Source organism: Nocardia africana NBRC 100379, from assembly GCF_001612635.1.
GTDB classification, from domain to species: domain Bacteria; phylum Actinomycetota; class Actinomycetes; order Mycobacteriales; family Mycobacteriaceae; genus Nocardia; species Nocardia africana.
Genome location: NZ_BDAV01000006.1, coordinates 445,424 through 462,241 on the forward strand (window position 1 = coordinate 445,424; position 16,818 = coordinate 462,241).

General features: G+C 67.9%; 15 protein-coding genes and 1 tRNA gene. 6 read left to right on the forward strand and 10 right to left on the reverse strand.

The features are described from left to right. Positions 1 to 34: 34 nt before the first annotated feature. On the reverse strand, positions 35 to 1,258 hold the full coding sequence (locus tag NA3_RS10270; RefSeq protein WP_062963305.1) for an oxygenase MpaB family protein: 1,224 nt from the start codon (positions 1,256 to 1,258) through the stop codon (positions 35 to 37). A 137-nt stretch (positions 1,259 to 1,395) separates the two neighbouring features. On the opposite strand from NA3_RS10270, the gene NA3_RS10275 reads away from it, so the two are divergent. Then, on the forward strand, positions 1,396 to 2,100 hold the full coding sequence (locus tag NA3_RS10275; RefSeq protein ID WP_062963306.1) for a TetR/AcrR family transcriptional regulator: 705 nt from the start codon (positions 1,396 to 1,398) through the stop codon (positions 2,098 to 2,100). Positions 2,101 to 2,567: 467 nt separating this feature from the next. Here NA3_RS10275 and NA3_RS10280 read toward each other — a convergent pair. Beyond that, a tRNA-Ala gene (locus NA3_RS10280) sits at positions 2,568 to 2,640 on the reverse strand. Positions 2,641 to 2,765: 125 nt separating this feature from the next. Between NA3_RS10280 and NA3_RS10285 the strand changes: the two genes are divergently transcribed. After that, complete coding sequence (locus tag NA3_RS10285) at positions 2,766 to 4,169, forward strand: DUF222 domain-containing protein (RefSeq protein WP_084491420.1); 1,404 nt, start codon at positions 2,766 to 2,768, stop codon at positions 4,167 to 4,169. A gap of 55 nt (positions 4,170 to 4,224) precedes the next feature. Beyond that, the gene (locus NA3_RS10290) at positions 4,225 to 4,458 is read left to right on the forward strand and encodes a hypothetical protein (RefSeq protein WP_128145130.1); all 234 of its coding nucleotides are present in this window, start codon (positions 4,225 to 4,227) and stop codon (positions 4,456 to 4,458) included. 88 nt (positions 4,459 to 4,546) lie between these two features. Here NA3_RS10290 and NA3_RS10295 read toward each other — a convergent pair whose 3' ends face one another. Continuing rightward, positions 4,547 to 5,248: a DsbA family protein gene (locus NA3_RS10295; protein WP_062963597.1), complete on the reverse strand. Its 702-nt coding sequence runs from the start codon at positions 5,246 to 5,248 to the stop codon at positions 4,547 to 4,549. A gap of 111 nt (positions 5,249 to 5,359) precedes the next feature. Then, positions 5,360 to 5,956, reverse strand: a complete 597-nt coding sequence (locus tag NA3_RS10300) for a TetR/AcrR family transcriptional regulator (protein ID WP_062963309.1) — start codon at positions 5,954 to 5,956, stop codon at positions 5,360 to 5,362. A 94-nt stretch (positions 5,957 to 6,050) separates the two neighbouring features. Between NA3_RS10300 and NA3_RS10305 the strand changes: the two genes are divergently transcribed. Both NA3_RS10305 and NA3_RS10310 read left to right on the forward strand, forming a co-directional pair. Next, positions 6,051 to 6,878, forward strand: coding sequence for an SDR family oxidoreductase (locus NA3_RS10305; protein ID WP_227995339.1), 828 nt, complete (start codon positions 6,051 to 6,053; stop codon positions 6,876 to 6,878). Positions 6,879 to 6,958: 80 nt separating this feature from the next. Then, positions 6,959 to 7,984, forward strand: coding sequence for an NAD(P)H-dependent amine dehydrogenase family protein (locus NA3_RS10310; protein ID WP_062963599.1), 1,026 nt, complete (start codon positions 6,959 to 6,961; stop codon positions 7,982 to 7,984). Positions 7,985 to 8,073: 89 nt separating this feature from the next. On the opposite strand, the gene NA3_RS10315 is transcribed toward NA3_RS10310, so the two are convergent. From NA3_RS10315 to NA3_RS10340, 6 genes are all read right to left on the reverse strand, one after another. Continuing rightward, positions 8,074 to 8,775: a DUF8020 domain-containing protein gene (locus NA3_RS10315; RefSeq protein ID WP_063917447.1), complete on the reverse strand. Its 702-nt coding sequence runs from the start codon at positions 8,773 to 8,775 to the stop codon at positions 8,074 to 8,076. Positions 8,776 to 8,952: 177 nt separating this feature from the next. Next, positions 8,953 to 10,131 carry an alpha/beta hydrolase family protein gene (locus NA3_RS10320; RefSeq protein WP_062963311.1) on the reverse strand — a complete coding sequence of 393 codons (1,179 nt, stop codon included), beginning with the start codon at positions 10,129 to 10,131 and terminating at the stop codon, positions 8,953 to 8,955. Between the two features lie 125 nt (positions 10,132 to 10,256). Then, positions 10,257 to 11,471, reverse strand: coding sequence for an MFS transporter (locus tag NA3_RS10325; protein WP_174561064.1), 1,215 nt, complete (start codon positions 11,469 to 11,471; stop codon positions 10,257 to 10,259). Positions 11,472 to 11,485: 14 nt separating this feature from the next. Continuing rightward, positions 11,486 to 13,141, reverse strand: coding sequence for a phosphoglucomutase (alpha-D-glucose-1,6-bisphosphate-dependent) (pgm, locus tag NA3_RS10330; protein WP_062963601.1), 1,656 nt, complete (start codon positions 13,139 to 13,141; stop codon positions 11,486 to 11,488). Between the two features lie 47 nt (positions 13,142 to 13,188). Further along, complete coding sequence (locus NA3_RS10335; RefSeq protein ID WP_227995340.1) at positions 13,189 to 13,590, reverse strand: DUF190 domain-containing protein; 402 nt, start codon at positions 13,588 to 13,590, stop codon at positions 13,189 to 13,191. Positions 13,591 to 14,347: 757 nt separating this feature from the next. Next, entirely contained in the window at positions 14,348 to 15,865 is a 1,518-nt protein-coding gene (locus NA3_RS10340; RefSeq protein ID WP_084491421.1) for an MFS transporter, read from the reverse strand. 129 nt (positions 15,866 to 15,994) lie between these two features. On the opposite strand from NA3_RS10340, the gene NA3_RS10345 reads away from it, so the two are divergent. Continuing rightward, positions 15,995 to 16,669, forward strand: coding sequence for a TetR/AcrR family transcriptional regulator (locus tag NA3_RS10345; protein ID WP_062963312.1), 675 nt, complete (start codon positions 15,995 to 15,997; stop codon positions 16,667 to 16,669). Positions 16,670 to 16,818: the final 149 nt, after the last annotated feature.

Sequence of the window (16,818 nt, forward strand, 5' to 3'; positions counted from 1 at the left end):
CTCTGGTACCGCTGTCGCTCGCGAACTCGGCGAATCACCGGTTGGTCTGCGGGATTTCGATGCTGAGCGGCATCCGCAGTTCGGCCATGTACCACAGCACGAACTGCCGCAGGAATTCGTCGAACAGCCAGGTCGCGTCCGCGGTCGGCGGGATCACGCCCATCACGCCCTCGCGCACGGCGACGAACGGGCCCCAACTGAACTTCAGCAACGGATCCCACACCGGTTCGCGCGCGATCCGCAGATCGTCGGCGATCTTGTCGCCCAGGATGAATCGGGTGAACGCCCCCAGAATGGGCTTGCTGAGCAGTGTCAGATCGAGGTCGAAGCCCAGGTCCATGAGGTTGTGCGCGAGCTCGATCCCCTCCGGCGTCGCCTCGATGATCGGGTCCAGTTGCTGCTCGGCCTGGGCGTCGGCCTGTTCCCAGGTCGCGGGAATGTACTCGTCGCGGATGCCGAGGAAGTGGCCCGCCAGCTGCCAGGTATGCAGGTAGCCCTCCGATTCGACCTGCGGGATCTGCAGATTCCAGGCCCGGAAGGTGCGCATGATGGTCGTGGCGAGGCTGTGCCAGGTGACCATCGTGTCGTCCTGGCTGATCGGGATGTGTTCGGCCGGCCAATGCGGCGACTGTGGCAGCAGATGCCGGACCGCGGCATGAATGATGCGGGTCTTGACGCAGGTCACGATCATCTCGCCGCCCGGCTGGTAGGCGTTGACCGTGCCGATGTCGTAGCCGAATTTCGCGGTCTTGGCGATGCGGTCCTTCAGGTGCGAGCCGCCGCGCGAGTAGTAGACCGCGCGCGCCTCGTGCGGAATGACGTTCGCCATCATCCCGCTGGCGAAGGCGTAGAGCACGCCCAGATACGTTCCCCGCTTCTTGTTGAATTCGAAGCCGGCCGCCATCTTGGCCTCGTCCGCCCAGGACGGCAGCTGCCGCGCGTATTCCATGAAGTCGCGCATATTCTTCGGCAGCCCGTCCGGGATGGGCTGCTCGTTACGCACCCAGGTGCGGAGCAGATTGTTGATCCGCGGAATGTCCTCGTGGTCCATGACGTCGGCGATCACCGGATCGGCCTCCGGATCCCACACGGTCAGCGGGTCCGCCCCGCCGCCGCCGCCGACCACGGAACCGTTCGGCGACCACGTCCACGGATCCGCGCGCGCCGTCCGCGCGCCGAGTGCGAGCGCCCCCGCCGCACCGAGTAATCCACCGCCTGCTCGCAGGGCGTCACGCCTGCTGAGACCCAGTCCGTCCATGCTATTGTCCCTCTTCATCGAGAAACAGATACAGAGATACAAACTCTGTATCCGAGTATCTCGATGAGACCACACCGTGGCCGCGATCACAAGAAGTTGTCAGGATTTTCGAAACGAAGCGCGCGTGAGAGGACACCGTGAAGCTTGGATCACCGCCCTCGAAGGGTTCAGGGAACGGCACGTCACCACTCGAACGCGCCTATACGGACGCGGTCGACCGTGTCGACGAGGGCGACGACATCCGCTCGCGCATCCTCGACGCGGCGGTCGAACAGTTCGGCGCCCTCGGCGTTCGCCGCTCGACGATGGATGACGTGGCCCGGCGGGCGAACGTCTCCCGCATCACCGTCTACCGCCGGTTCGCGACGAAGGACGCCCTGGTCGAGCAGGTGATCGTGCGCGAATACCGGCGCTGGTTCGACCAGTTCCTGGTCGACATCCGGCATGCGCGGACCGCCGCCGACCGGGTCGTGCTGGGTTTCGTCAGCTCCTTGCGGGCGATTCGCGAGAACCCGATCATCGGCGGCCTGCTCGCCGCCGAACCCGACATGCTCGTCGGATCGATGATCGGCGATCAGGGACACACCGTCGCCATGGTGCGCCGGTTCGTGGCCGACCAACTCCGCCGCGAGCAGCGCGCCGGCCAGGTAGCGCAGGAGGTCGACGTCGATCTGGTGGCCGAGTTGATGGTCCGGATCTCCGCCTCCTATCTGGCGGTGCCGAGCCAGGTCATCGACCTCGACGACGATGAGCAGGTAGCGGCCCTGGCCAGGCACTATCTCGTGCCGATGCTCGAGCCGCCCCGCGACTCCGGCGCGAACACGCCCGCTACTGGGCGCTGATTCCCGCGGAGCCGAGATCGAGCCGATTGAGCAGATTCTGAATCAGGACATAGGGGTTCGTCATCGAAGCGTCCGTCTCCACGGTGAGAGGGCGGCTGCCGCGAGCAGTGCGAGCCCAACGACTGGACTCGCCTCTCGGCAGCACAGAATGTTTATTAACATACATAACTCTTCCCAGGACTGTCTACGTTTTCAGAGAAGAATGGTAAGCAACTTATAAGCGGTGCGGAAGCTGTCGAGAGGCGGCTGAGAGCTGGCCGGGGACAGCAGGCGAGCGGGCGCGGTCAACACACCCCGAGGCAGCCGAGCAACCGGCGCGCGACCGCGGGAGTCGTCGGCGATACAGAGGATCAGCAGAGCCGGGCACAACGCCCGCAACGAATGAAATCGACAGGCGCCGTAGAGGTTCCAGCCCCCGGAAACGACTGTGGGCCGGGATGGAAATTCCATCCCGGCCCACAGATGAGTGGAGCTAAGGGGACTCGAACCCCTGACCCCCACACTGCCAGTGTGGTGCGCTACCAGCTGCGCCATAGCCCCAGGTTTTCGCACCTCGGGGGTGTTCCCCGCGTGCTTGAAAGAAGTTACACCACCTGGAGTCGGCGTACCAAATCGCCTGCATACGGGGGTGGTGGAACACACGTTCGAACGATAGACTCGAACACATGTTCGATGGCAGAGAGCTTCAGACGATGAGCGACGAGGGGCTGGTCGATGCGCTGCGACGGGCACATGGGGCGGCGGCCTTCGCACAGGCGGCGGAGGTGCGAGCGGTGCGGGAGTTGTATCGGCGGCATCGCGCCGGCAACGCCGCACCCGGGCCGGGCGGGATCAGAGCGGGAGAGTTCGCCGCGGCGGAGGTCTCGATGGCGGTCCAGGTATCCGAGCAGGTCGCGGCCGCGCTGATCGACATCGGGCTGGCGCTGGACACCTTGCCGCATACTCGGGAGGCGTTCGGCTCGGGCCGCATCGATCTGTCACGGGTGCAGGTGATCGTCGACAACGTCCGCGGACTGTCCGGCGATCTGCTGGCCGATCTGGAAGTTCCGCTGGTCGAGGCCGCCGCACGAACCACACCGGCGCGGCTACGACAGACCGCGCGTCGCTGGTTGAGCCGGCTCGACGGCACGGGTGAGCAGCGGCGGCGGGAACAGCGCGAGGACTGCCGCGATATCCGCCTGACCGCGGTCCAGGACGGCGCCGCGGTCGTGGCCGGACTCCTGCCCGCGGACGGGGCCGAAACGGTCGCGATGCGCCTGCGGGACATGGCATACGAGGTGTGCCCCGAGGATCCGCGCACCATGCCGCAACGCCGCGCCGACGCGCTCGTCGCCCTCGCCGAGGGGGCGGAGCGACTCGACTGCGCCTGCGGACGCGGAAATCGCTGCACCGCAACAGTTCCCGAGCCACCCGCGTCGGATGCACCACGCACGGGCGGCCGTGCCAGGACTCGCCGCCCGCTGATCCAGGTCGGCGTCAGCGCCGAAGCCTTGAGCGGGGACAGCGAGGAGCCCGCCTATCTGGCCGGCTACGGGCCCATCGACGCGGAGCTTGCGCGGCGGATCGCCGAACGGGGCGAATCGGTCACCGTGACCGAATCCTTCGCCCGGATCGACGGCCTGTGCGCATTCCCCGGCTGCGTCATGGCCGCCGTGACAACAGACTTGCCCGTACCGGAGGGGAGCACGGGCAATGCCGATGTGTGCGCGAGTTCGCCGAGCAGACAACGGTTTACGTTGTGTTCCCATCATTCCCGCTTGGCGCTGCTCACCGTGCAGCACCGGAACCGATGGGAGGTGCGCCGGCTCGATGCGGACCGGGTGCAGTGGACGAGTCCGACCGGCGACGTGCACACCACGGTCGACGAGGTGGCTCGCTGCCTGTTCCCACACCGGGATATGGAAACGCCGACGGTACGCTCCGGCCCGGTATCCACATCCGTTGTGGCATGGCCTGTTTCGACACTGGACCCGGCCTATCCGATCGCGGATCACTCCCTGGTACATCGACGACTCGCCGAGGGCACTCCGGAGGATTGCCTGCTGATCGGTGAAAGTTACCGCCGCTGAACAGCTTTCGTTCTACTACTTCCCACCACAGTGATCGGAGGACACCGCGAACACCATGACTTGCCAGGATCGTCCACCCGCGCCGACCGTGATCGACGCCGGTGTGGAACGGGAACGGATCGCCGCGCTCGAGAAGTTGCGGCTCCGGCTGGAATCCGAACTCGACCGGACGGCCGCGGGCACCGGATATGCCGCCATGGCAGGGCAATTGCGTGACACCGTGAACGCGATCGCGGACGCGCGCAATCGTATCTACGAGGTGCTGCTCGGCGACGACGAGATCTATTGACCGCCGGTACTACGACTCCGGCCCGGGCGGTTGGGGATACCGTCCGGGCCGGGGCCTCGAGGAGCGCGACATCGCCGCGCGGCGGCGATCAGCTCACGAGCTTGGTGACCCAATCCGAATTTTCGACATCGACGTTCTTGCCGCCGTCGAGCACGGTGGGGGTCTGCACCTGGCCGACCGCGTCCTTCAACGCCGCCAGCGACGACTGGGCGTGATTCCGGGCCGAATCCACCCGGTCGCCCTTGGCGATGCAGGATTGCACCTCCGGCGAGGCACCGGAATCCTTGGCGATCGCGGCCAATTGATCGTTGGTCAGATTGCCGCCGTCCTCACTCGGCTGCTTGGTGGTGAACAGCGCCATGTGGAACTTCGAAAACACCGGGCCGTCACCGGCATCGGCCACACATTCGCTCGCGGCCACCGCGCGGGTCGAATAGTCCTTACTGCTGGACTTGGGATCCAGGAAGTTCACGAACCGATAGCGCACCGCGAGCTTCCCCTGGTCGATCGCTTTGGCGATCTGCTGTCCGTAGTAATGCTCGAGCGCCCCGCAGGACGGGCACATCGGATCCTCGAACATATCGATCGTCTTCGCCGCGGAGGTCTTACCGAGCACGATCGCGCCGTCGGAATCCAGTAGCGCCTGTACCGCCGGATCGTGCGCGGCGCCGTACCCGTCCTCCTGCACCGTCAGACCATGGTCGCTGTTCCAGCGCACGACGAGCACCACGATCACCGCGACGACGACCAGCGCCACCGCACCCAGCGCATAAGTGGTGCGATTCGACATCGGTCGCGGCGTGTATTTCGAATCCGAGGAATTCACGGCGTCCACTCTGCCAAAACCGGTCCGTCGCCGGAATCCGGCCGTCCGATTTCCCGGCGACCGGAATTCGCCCGCCTATGCCTGCGGTTCCTCCGCGTCGCCGGCGGGCACCCCGACCAGCCCGTAGAGGACCAATTCCTCGAGCGACCGCGCGAAACCCTCCGTATCGTCGATGTCCCGGATACACATGGCGAACAGCGCGGCGCCGGCGATCATGTCCAGCACCGTGTCGGAATCGATCCCGCCACGCACCGCACCGGATTCCAGATACCGCGCGAGTTCGCGCCGGGTCGGCGTGTCCAGCCGCGCCGAGAGTTTCTGATAGAGACCGGAATCCGCTCGCATCTCGGTCATCAATCCGGGCATCGCCTCACGCGCGGGCCGGGCCCCGAAAAGCTGGATCGTGCCCCGGATAACCGTGCGGATCTCCTCGACCAGATCGCCGGCCTCCTCCTCGCCGCCCACATCCGGAAAGACCGCGCGCGCGATCAGATGGGCCTTCGACGGCCAGCGCCGGTAGATGGCGGGCCGGCTCACCCCGGCACGGGTGGCGATCGCATCGATCGAGACGGCGGCATAGCCGCGTTCCACCAGCAGCTCGCGGGCGGCCCCGAGGACCGCTCGATCCACCTCCGGATCGCGATGCGGCCCGAGTCGATGGCGAGCGTTCACGACACAACCGTCCTTGTCAGCGCGAGCATCTGTCGTTACAGTCTGTCACATCTGAGTCGTTACATTCTGTAACTGCTGAATCCGAGGAGAAGTCGTGTCCACTACCGACCAGCCGATCGCCACCGCGGATACCTACCGGCCACTCCCCCTGCTCGAGGGCAAGGTCGTCGTGCTGTCGGGTGTGGGCCCCGGCCTGGGCCGCGCACTGGGCACCGAGGCCGCTCGGATGGGCGCGGATCTGGTGCTGGTCAGCCGCACCGAACGCCGGCTGGAGAAGATGGCCGAGGTGGTGCGGTCCCATGGCCGCAAGGCGCTGGTGGTGCCCACCGACATCACCGACGAAGAGCAGCGGCGTGCGCTGGTGGACCGAGCCCTGGCCGAGTTCGGCCGGGTCGACTGCCTGATCAACAACGCCTTCGCCATCCCGCCGATGGAACCGATCACCGGCATCGAACTGGACGCCCTGCGCACCGCGAACGAGACGAATGTCTTCGCGCCCCTGCGGCTTTCAACGCTGTTCGCCGATGCGCTGGCCGCGACACGCGGCTCGATCATCATGCTCAACTCCTGCGTGAGTTTCGATTCCGAGCCGATCTACGCCGGCTACAAGCTGTCGAAAGGCACACTCGCTCACCTGGCCTCGTCGCTGGCGACCGAACTGGGTCCGCGCGGCATCCGGGTCAACAGTGTCGCGCCCTCCTACATCTACGAGGACGTGAACAAGGCGTACTTCGACTGGCTGGCCGCGCAGGACGGCGTCACCCACGAGGAGATCTATCGGCGCAAGGCCGAACCGACCGACCTCAAACGCCTCGCCGCGCCCGAGGAGGTGGCCCGCGCCGCCCTGTTCCTCGCCAGCGACCTCGCCTCCGCCGTGACGGGCCAGATCCTCACCGTCGACTGCGGCGAATACCACAACTGAAACACTCACGGCTGCAAGGAGTTCCGGTGACAGACGCGAAGAAGCGAATCGTCCTCTGGGGTACCGGTGTGGTGGGCTCCATGGTGCTCGCCGAGATCATCCGCCATCCGCTCTTCGAACTCGCGGGCGTCGGCGTCAGCAATCCGGACAAGGTCGGGCGCGACGCCGGATCGCTGTGCGGCGGCGGCGAAACCGGTATCCGCGCTACGGATTCGGTGGAGGAACTGATCGCGCTGCGCCCGGATGCGGTGGTGCACTACGGGCCGACCGCACAGTTCGCCGACGAGAACATCCGGGTCATCGGGTCGTTCCTGCGGGCGGGTATCGACGTGTGCTCCACGGCGATGACACCGTGGGTGTGGCCGGATATGGCGCAGACACCGGCCGCCTGGCGCGATCCGATCACCGAGGCGTGCGCCGCGGGTGGCGCGTCCTGCTTCACCACCGGTATCGATCCCGGCTTCGCCAACGACCTGTTCCCGATGACCCTGCTGGGCCTGTGTGGCGAGGTGGAGTCCGTACGCGCCTCGGAGTTGCTCGACTACACCGCCTACGAAGGCGATTACGAAGTCGAAATGGGTATCGGGCGGCCGCCGGAATACCAGGCCATGCTGGAGATCCCCGACTTGCTGATCATGGCGTGGGGCGCCACCGTGCCGATGATCGCGACCGCCGTGGGCATCGAACTCGACGATGTCACCACCACGTGGGAGAAATGGGTGACGCCCGTGGATCGCCCGTCCGCGAAGGGCGTCGTCGCGGCCGGCAACGTCGCCGCCATCCGGTTCACCATCAACGGCGTCTACCACGGCCGCGAGGTCATCACCCTCGAACACGTCAACCGCATCGGCACCGACGCGGCTCCCGACTGGCCCGCCGGCACGAAGGACGATGTGTACCGGGTCGATATCGTCGGCTCGCCGTCCATTTCCCAGGAGACCTCGTTCCGGTTCACCGACGGATCCGGGCGCACTCCCGCCGTGGCGGGATGTCTCGCCACCGGAATGCGGGCCCTGAATGCCGTCCCCGCCGTCAACGCCCTGCCGCCCGGCTGGGTGACGCCGCTGGATCTGCCTCTCGTTCCAGGGGCCGGCACCATTCGCTGACCGAAAGACGCTCTCCGCTGACGCTATTCACAGACCGACGCCGGACTCGCGCCGGATGTCACGTGGCCGGCGCGAGTTCGGAGTGACACTCACTTCGCCGGCTGGCCCTTCGGGACGAACGGCTCGTTGACGGTGGTGAAGTACTGGATCACCGAGGCGACGGCCACCGGAGCCGCGACCAGCAAGGCGCCGGCGAAGGCGCCGATTCCCGCCCCTACGGCGATACCGGCCAGGCAGCCCGCCAACGGGCCCGCGCCGAACAGCGCGGCGAGAATGCCGGTGACGACGGCGCCGACGAGCGCTCCGCCCACGCATCCGGCGATGCCGCCGATCGCGGTGCCGACCGCCGCGCCACCGGCCGCGGCGGTCGTAATCTGCAGGGCCGCACGGGAGAACGCCGCCTGCTCGCGCTCGTAGCGGGTGCGCCACGGCGCCTCGTCCTCGAAGGGCAACGCGACCGGGGTGAGGGTGGCGGTGTGGTCACGAATCGACGCCTCGACCGGATACTCGATGTCGTCGACGCGAATCGACAGCGGGATTCCGGCCAGCACCGTACCGGAGGCGGATCGGATTCGGAAGATCCCGTCCGAGACGTCCATCGAACCGGAATCGGTCGTGATCACCGCCGCGGCACCGGTATTCACGGCCCGGTAGTGCACAGCACCGTCGGGCACGGTAGCGCTCGACGCTGCTGCATCCGGCGTGACGGGGTCGGCCGCGGCGTATGCGGACGAGGCGGTGACGGTCGCGATGGCGAGCGTGGTGGCGGCTACCCAATGTGCAAACAACATGCTGTGGAACATGTCACAGCGCGGCGCGAGCGGGGGCGTGCCTCTCGGTCAGCGGGACACTCGCGGTGAACCGGGATTCCGGCCCGATGCGCCGGCTATCGGCACCCACCTCCGGCCGCGCACGACGAATCGCCGCCGGCGGCACCGGCGGCGAGACATCGTGCGTCACAGTGTTATTCAGCGACCACAGGAAGTGGGGGTCGACTCGCCCGCCATCACCCGCGCCACGAAATCCTGGGCGTCGGCCAGGGACGCGGGCACACTGCCGCGATGATCCTGGCCGGCGTAGACGCGGTAATCGACGTGTATTCCCTTGCCGCACAGGGTTTTCACCAGAGCGTCGGTACCCGGTTTCGCGACGGCGGCGTCGGCCGTGCCCTGGGCGATCAATGTCGGGACGGCCGGTGTCACCCGGCTGGGGTCCTGCGCGTCCAGATAGCGGGTCAGCGGGCCGACGTCCGCGTTCGGCGCGAAGACCTGGGCCGGCGGCACCGGTGGCACGGCGCGGATCTGGGCGAGGCATCCGGTCCGCGCGGCCGTGAGCAGCGGCGCGGCCTGTCGCGTCACCAACGCGTCCGGATCGATGGCCGGTTCGGCGGCGTGCGCCCCCAGCAGAATCACCGGCAGGAACGCCTCGGCGGCTTCGGCGCCGGGGCGATTCGATCGCAGGTAGTCGACGGTGCCGCTGAGCCCCACCCCGCCGGGCGCGATCGACACCGCGCCCTTCAGTTCCAGCTCGGGAGCCCGCTCGGCTCCGGCCTGCGCGGTGAACAATGCCGCGTGCCCGCCCTGGCTGTGGCCGGCGACCACCCAGCGTTTTCCGATCGTGGGATCCAGTGCCCGAGCCGCGCGCACGATGTCGACGACCGTATCGGCCTCGCTCGTGCCGTTGATGTACGGATGCCCGCCGGGCGTACCGAGCCCTTCGTAGTCGGTCTGAACCACCGCGTAGCCCTTGGCGATCCAGGTGTCGAGGATCCGGTTCACCGGTCCCAGGTAGTCGTGATCCGGGCCGTCCGCGGTGTCGGCGGAGGGGGCGCACGTGCCGGCGTAGCCGGTGGTGCCGTGCGCCCAGCTGAGCACCGGCCAGCCGTCTTTCGGCGGCGCTCCCGCGGGCACCGCGACCGTGCCCGACACCACGATCGGCTGCCCGTGCGCGTCGTCGGAGACATAGGTGATCAGGCGAGTGCTCGCCGCACCGGACAGGGCGGCGTCACTCGTCAGCGGCCGCGCGGTCAGCAACTGTCCCGCGCGCAGGGCGGGGGTGCCGGAATCGGTGTCCGAGGCGCCGGAGCAGGCGGCGGCCAACAAGCCCACTGCCAGGACACCGACGCCGATCCGAGCCGATTTCCGCATTCGACGAGCCGGCACAGTGATCTCCGATCTGTGGATCCAGTAGTTCGGCCACAGGGTAGGGCGGTCGCGGCGATCGAAAGCCGATCCTCCCGCCAGGTAGGACCACGCGGCCGAAGCGACGGAAATCAGCCGACGGTCGCGGGGACCGGATGCCGCCGCAGCGGCTCGCGCACCACCGTCCAGCTGGCCGCGGCCACCACCAGCAACGCGCCGGTCGCCGCGAGCGCGAATCCGAACGATGCCCGCTGTGCCAGCCACCCGATCGCGACCGGGCCCACCACGGTGCCGAGATCGGCGGCCATCTGGAATCCGGCCAGCACGGGGCCGCCGCGCGCCCTCGGGCCGATCACATCGGCGACAGCGGCCTGCTGCGCGGGCGTGTACATCCCCGAGCCGAGACCGGCCACGAACGAGGCCCCCAGCAGCCACACCAGATTCGGCGCGAGCCCCAGCGCGATCGTGCCCGTCGCGCACACCAGGGTGCCGGCGATGAGGAAGGGTCTGCGCCCCCATCGATCCGACATCCGGCCGGAGGCGAACAGCACCGCGGCATTTCCCGCGGCGAACACCGTCAACGCCACCCCGGCGACTCCCGGGGACTCGCCGAGTACCTCGACCACCAGCAGCGGCACCAGCGCCATCCGCACCCCGAACACGGCCGCGCCGTTGGCGAAATTGGACCACAACACCGCCCGGTACACCGGATCGGCCAGTGCGCGGCCGAAACTCACCACCGGCATCGGCTCCGCGCCCACCGGCTCGGCCAGCCGCGATCCGCGCAGCTTCCAGAACACGACCGCGCTCGCCGCCAGCAGGGCCACCGCGTAGATCGCGAACGGGGCGCGCAATCCGAGCCCGCTCAGCGCACCGCCGAGCAGCGGACCGGCCAGCGAGCCGATCAGGAAACTGGTGGACCACAGCCCGGAGACCCGCCCGCGCTCGCCGGGCGGCGACAACCGGATGACCAGCCCCAGCGAGGACACCGTGAACATGGTCGATCCGATGCCGCCCAGCGAACGCAGCACGATCAACTGCCAATAGGTCTGCGCCAGCGCACACGCGCCGGTGGACAGGGCCACGATCAGCAGACCCGTCAGATACAGCGCCCGCTCACCGAACCGCTGGACCAGTCGCCCGCTCACCGGCGCGAACAGCAGGCGCATCAGCGCGAAGCTGCTCACGATCGCCGAGGCGGCCGCGACACCGACGCCGAAGCTGCGCGCGTACTGCGGCAATGCCGGTGCGACCAGCCCGAATCCGAGCGCGATGATGAATGCCGCGCCGATCAGCACCCAGATCTCGGCGGGCAGCCGGGAACCGGCTCCGTCTCTGTCGTTCACCACATGTCCGCGAATCAGTCGACCGCGGGCTCCTCGATGCCGAGTGCGCGTCCGACCACTTCCTCCGCCGCCGCCTGTACCCGGGCCAGATGTTCGGGCCCTTCGAAGGATTCGGCGTAGATCTTGTACTTGTCCTCGGTGCCCGACGGACGGGCCGCGAACCACGCGTTCTCGGTGGTCACCTTCACCCCGCCCAGCGCCGCGCCGTTGCCGCGGGCGCGGGTCTGTACCGAGAGCACCGGTTCCCCGGCGATGTCGGTGGTGGTGATGTCGTCCGGCGTCAGCGCGGCCAGCCGCCGCTTCTGCTCGGCATTCGCGGCGGCATCGATGCGGGCGTACGCCGGTGTGCCGTAACGCTTTTCGAGCTCGGCATAGCGCGCCGACGGACTCTGGCCGGTGACGGCGGTGATCTCGGCGGCCAGCAGCGCCAGCAGGATGCCGTCCTTGTCCGTGGTCCACACCGTGCCGTCGTGGCGGAGGAACGAGGCCCCGGCGCTCTCCTCGCCACCGAAAGCCAGGGAACCGCTGAACAATCCGGGGACGAACCATTTGAAGCCGACCGGCACCTCGTGGGTCTGCCGGCCCAGCACGCCGACCACTCGATCGATCATCGAGGAGGTCACCGCGGTCTTGCCGATCTTGGTCAGCGCGTCCCACCCCATCCGGTTCGCGACCAGATATTCGATCGCCACCGCCAGGAAGTGGTTCGGATTCATCAATCCCGCATCGGGTGTCACGATGCCGTGCCGGTCGGCGTCGGCGTCGTTGCCGGTGGAAATGTCGTAGTCGTCGCGGATCGCCACGAGCGAGGCCATCGCATAGCGCGAGGAGGGATCCATCCGGATCTTGCCGTCGCTGTCGAGGGTCATGAACCGCCAGGTCGGATCGACGAACGGATTGACCACCTCGAGTTCGAGGTCGTAGCGCTGGCCGATCTCCTCCCAGTAGTCGACGCTCGCCCCGCCCATCGGGTCCGCGCCCAGCCGGATTCCGGCGCCGCGCACGGCGTCCAGATTCAACACGTTCGGCAGATCGGCGATGTACTGGTCGAGGTAGTCGTAGCGCTGCACACCGGTGGCCAGCGCGTGCTGCAGCGTGGTGCGTTTGATCCCGGCCAGCCCGCCGCGCAGCAGTTCGTTGGCGCGGTCGGCGATGGCGTCGGTCGCGACCGTGTCGGCCGGTCCGCCGTGCGGCGGGTTGTATTTGAAGCCGCCGTCGCGGGGTGGGTTGTGCGAGGGCGTGACCACGATGCCGTCGGCCTGATGGCGGGTGCCGCCCCGATTGTGGCGCAGCACAGCGTGACTGAGCGCCGGAGTGGGCGTGTAGCGTCCGCGGCTGTCGATCACGGCGGTCACGTCGTTGGCGGCCAGCACCTCCAGCGCGGTGGTCCACGCCGGTTCCGAGAGCGCGTGCGTGTCGCGAGCCAGATATACCGGGCCGGTGATGCCGCGGGTGGCGCGATACTCCACGATCGCCTGTGTGATGGCGAGGATATGAGCCTCGTTGAACGCACAATCGAGGCTGGAACCACGATGTCCGGAGGTGCCGAACGCCACCCGCTGCGCGGGTTCGGCAGGGTCGGGGATGCGGCTGTAGTACGCCGTCACCAGATGTGGCAGATCCTCGAGATCGCCGGCCCGCGCCGGTCGGCCGGCTCGATCGTGGGCCATGCTCGGGCCTCCCTTCCTCGGCACCTGCGCCCGGCTCGTCATCACAATCACGGCGACACCCCGCCCGACTGCCACACCTGAACCGCGGACAGGGTCACGGTCCCGGATTCGAAGAGTTCGGCGTTGGCCACCACGAAGTCGCGCAGCAGCTGCGAATCGTCGATGATCATCACCATCACGGGCAGGTTCTCGGCGAGATCCAGCATGCGGGTGGTGTGGATGCGTGAGGAGACGCCGTAGCCCTCCATCCCGCGCCAGACGCTGGCCCCGGCCAGGCCGCTGTCGCGAGCCCGCCGCACGATCTCGTGATAGCGGGGCCGATGCTTGTAGTGGTCGTCCTCACCCAGCAGCACCGTCAAGCGGGCCGCGGACCGCCAGCGTGGATCCGGCTGCCACGCATCGGCTTCGGTGACGATCTGCATCGCGGACGCGTCCGGTGCTTCACTCATCGCCAACCCCCTGTCGTCGTGCCGTACCAGTTGTCCGTTCTGCCGCGCCGTGCGCTGTCACCACCGTCCGCCCGCCCATCCGGGCGGCGGACCCACCACACCCGATCCGTGCAGTCTAGAGCGTCGTCCGAACGGGCGGAGCAGCGGTCGCATATGCCACAGAGAGCTGTCCAGACTAACGGATTCGCTTGCGACGAGCAAAAACTCGTGCGGAGCACGCTCGCCCCCTCCGGCGTGACCACCACCGCGGCGCCGGTTCGCGAACCCACCTGGTGCACCTCCCTGCCCGACCGAATGTGTGGAGCCATGCTAACTGTCAGCGACCGAGCCACGGTCGGCATCCGGGTCCCGCGGGCTCGCCGCACCGGCTGCGCGACCCCGACCGGCGGATGTCCGGCCGACGGACTCGGCCTGCCCTGTTCGGCTCCCGTTCAGGGGCGGCCGGGCCGCGTGCGACTCGGCGGCACCCGTCTCGAACCGCGTCACCAGCACCGCCCTGCCGCTAGCCGTCGGTTTGCTCTCCGGCGGCACGGACAGTAGCAACCGAATTCGCACGGGTCACTGCCGGCTGGGCGCCGGCGCATCGCGGCCACTCCACGGCGGTAGGCACCGAACGATGTTCGGGCGCGTCCCGCGTGCGGCGGCCGGACGGGCGGTGACTCCGGGCGCGAGACGACGGTGCCCCGGACTCGTCGAGTCCGGGGCACCCCTATCCGATTGTCCCGCAGGGCGGTTCACCCTGTGATCGCGGCCGTGCTCAGTGCGCCAGCACCGGCTCGCCCTCGGCCGGAGCCGGTGCGGTGCTGGGCATCAGCACCGCCGCGGCGATCGCGCCGACCACGAAAATCGCTGTCGCCCACCAGAAGCTGGTGGTGTAGCTCTTGATCAGCGATTCGGCGACCGCGAGCTGAGTGGGCTGGCGGCCCGACAGGTAGTTCGCCGCCGCCGAGGAGGCGATGGTGCTCAGCAACGCGGTGCCGATGGAACCGCCGACCTGCTGGCTGGTGTTGACCATCGCCGACGCCACACCGGCATCCTCGTGGTGCACACCGGCGGTCGAACCCTGGAAGGCGGTCGACATGGCGCCACCGAGGCCCAGGCCCAGCAGAATCAGCGCCGGGAGGATGTGCGAGGCGTAGCCGGTGTCGAGTCCGATGCGGGTCAGCCACGCCATTCCGGCGGCCGCAACCAGGAAGCCCGCGGCGACGGTGATCTTCGGTCCGATCTTGGGCAGCAGCAGCGAGGGCACCGTGGTCGAGGAGGCGATCATCGCCGCGATCATCGGCAGGAACGCGACGCCGGTCATGATCGGTGAGTACTTCAGCGTCAGCTGCATGTAGTAGGTCAGGAACAGGAAGATCGCGAACATCCCGATACCCATGACGAAGACCGTCATGTAGGACCCGGCCCGGGTGCGGTCGAGCAGGATCCGCAGCGGCAGCAGCGGATGCTCGACCCGGGTCTGGAGCCACGCGAACACGCCCAGCAGCACCGCGCCGCCGATCAGGAAGGCCAGGGTGAGCCCGTTGGACCAGCCGTGCGATTCCGCGTGCGAGAAGCCGTAGACGATGCCGAACAGGGCGGCACTGACCGTGACCGTGCCCGGGATGTCGAGCTTGGGCCGGTGTTCGGCGGTGTGCTTGGCCAGCAGCAGCACGGCGCCCACCAGCGCGATGGCGGCGAAGATCAGGTTGACGTACATCACCCAGCGCCACGACGCCCATTCGGTGAGCGCGCCACCGAGCAGCAGGCCCAGCGCGCCACCGGTACCGGCGACGGCACCGAATATGCCGAAGGCCTTGGCTCGCTCCGACGGTTCGGTGAAGGTCACCGTCAGCAGCGAGAGCGCGGCGGGGGCGAGCAGCGCGCCGAACACACCCTGAGCGACGCGAGCCACCACGAGCATCTCGAATCCGTTGGCGGCGCCACCGACCGCGGAGGCGACCGCGAAGCCGACCAATCCGATGATGAAGGTGGTGCGCCTGCCGAACAGATCGCTCAACCGGCCACCGAGCAGCAGCAGGCTGCCGAAGGCCAGGGCGTAGCCGGTGACCACCCACTGGCGGTCGGCGTTGGAGAAGCCGAGGTCCAATTGCGCCTCGGGAAGTGCGATATTCACCACGGTCGCGTCCAGCACGACCATCAGCTGGGCGACGCCGAGCACGGCGAGCACCCACCAGCGCATTGCATGCGAGCCACGGCGGCCCGCGGAGCCGGACGAATGCCTCGACGGCAGGTCCGACCGGCTCTTTTCGAGATCGATCGCGGAAGTCATGGGGTTCCTTGTCCGACGGCGGTTGAGGGGGACGTTGAAGTGGAGGAGTCATCTCCGCTTGTATGGAAAGCTATCACGATAACGGAGAGAGCGCCTCCGGTTAATCCCCGAACTTGGTAATATCGCGGTGTGAATCACGCCACGGCCGCTCCCGCTCCCCGGCGCCTTCGCGCCGATGCCGCCCGCAACCACGCGCGGATCCTCAGAGCGGCCAGAGAACTGTTCGCCGATCGCGGTCTGGAAGTGACTCTCGACGACGTGGCCGAGGCGGCCGGCGTCGGCGTGGGCACGGTCTACCGCCGCTTCGCGAACAAGCAGGAGCTCATCGGGGAGGTCTTCGACCAGACCGTCACCGATATGGCCGAGGCCACCGAGGCCGCCTACGCCGATCCCGACACCTGGCACGGGTTGACCCGGCTGTTCGAGTGGTGCTGCGAACACATGGCCAGCAACCGCGGCTTCGGTGAGGTGATGCTCGAACTGCCCGACGCCATGGAACGCTTCGTCTCGGTTCGTGAGCGGATCAAGCCGATGGTCACCCGGCTGTTCGACAAGGCCGCCGCCGAGGGCGTCCTGCGACCCGGAATCGCCGCGTCGGACTTCTTCGCGATGATCAACATGGTGGAGGCGATCGCAAGCTTCGCCAAGCCGGTGAATCCCGAGGTCTGGCGCCGCTACATGAGCATCGTGCTGGACGGTGTGCGCGGCGACTGCATCCCGCGGCAACAGCTGACGGTTCCGCCGCTGAACGACGAGGACGTCGATCAAGCGAAGGAAGCCGTATTCGCCTGCCGCAGAAAGTAATTCCCTGTCCGGCACCGTGCACCCGCCAACGTTACCGAGCGATCACCCCGCACCGTAAGTACCGCGCCCCGATCACGGACGTGTGATCGGACACGTTCGCGCGCGAACGAGGGCTGGCGCACAGTTCGGCCATGTTCTAAAGTTGGACG

Bases quoted from the DNA above. Each gene is read 5' to 3' on its own strand.
- NA3_RS10320 (WP_062963311.1), bottom strand. From the start codon at position 10,131: ATGCGGAAATCGGCTCGGATCGGCGTCGGTGTCCTGGCAGTGGGCTTG.
- pgm (WP_062963601.1), bottom strand. From the start codon at position 13,141: ATGGCCCACGATCGAGCCGGCCGACCGGCGCGGGCCGGCGATCTCGAG.
- NA3_RS10340 (WP_084491421.1), bottom strand. From the start codon at position 15,865: ATGACTTCCGCGATCGATCTCGAAAAGAGCCGGTCGGACCTGCCGTCG.
- NA3_RS10310 (WP_062963599.1), top strand. From the start codon at position 6,959: ATGGTGCTCGCCGAGATCATCCGCCATCCGCTCTTCGAACTCGCGGGC.
- NA3_RS10285 (WP_084491420.1), top strand. From the start codon at position 2,766: ATGTTCGATGGCAGAGAGCTTCAGACGATGAGCGACGAGGGGCTGGTC.
- NA3_RS10290 (WP_128145130.1), top strand. From the start codon at position 4,225: ATGACTTGCCAGGATCGTCCACCCGCGCCGACCGTGATCGACGCCGGT.
- NA3_RS10270 (WP_062963305.1), bottom strand. From the start codon at position 1,258: ATGGACGGACTGGGTCTCAGCAGGCGTGACGCCCTGCGAGCAGGCGGT.
- NA3_RS10335 (WP_227995340.1), bottom strand. From the start codon at position 13,590: ATGAGTGAAGCACCGGACGCGTCCGCGATGCAGATCGTCACCGAAGCC.
- NA3_RS10295 (WP_062963597.1), bottom strand. From the start codon at position 5,248: ATGTCGAATCGCACCACTTATGCGCTGGGTGCGGTGGCGCTGGTCGTC.
- NA3_RS10315 (WP_063917447.1), bottom strand. From the start codon at position 8,775: ATGTTGTTTGCACATTGGGTAGCCGCCACCACGCTCGCCATCGCGACC.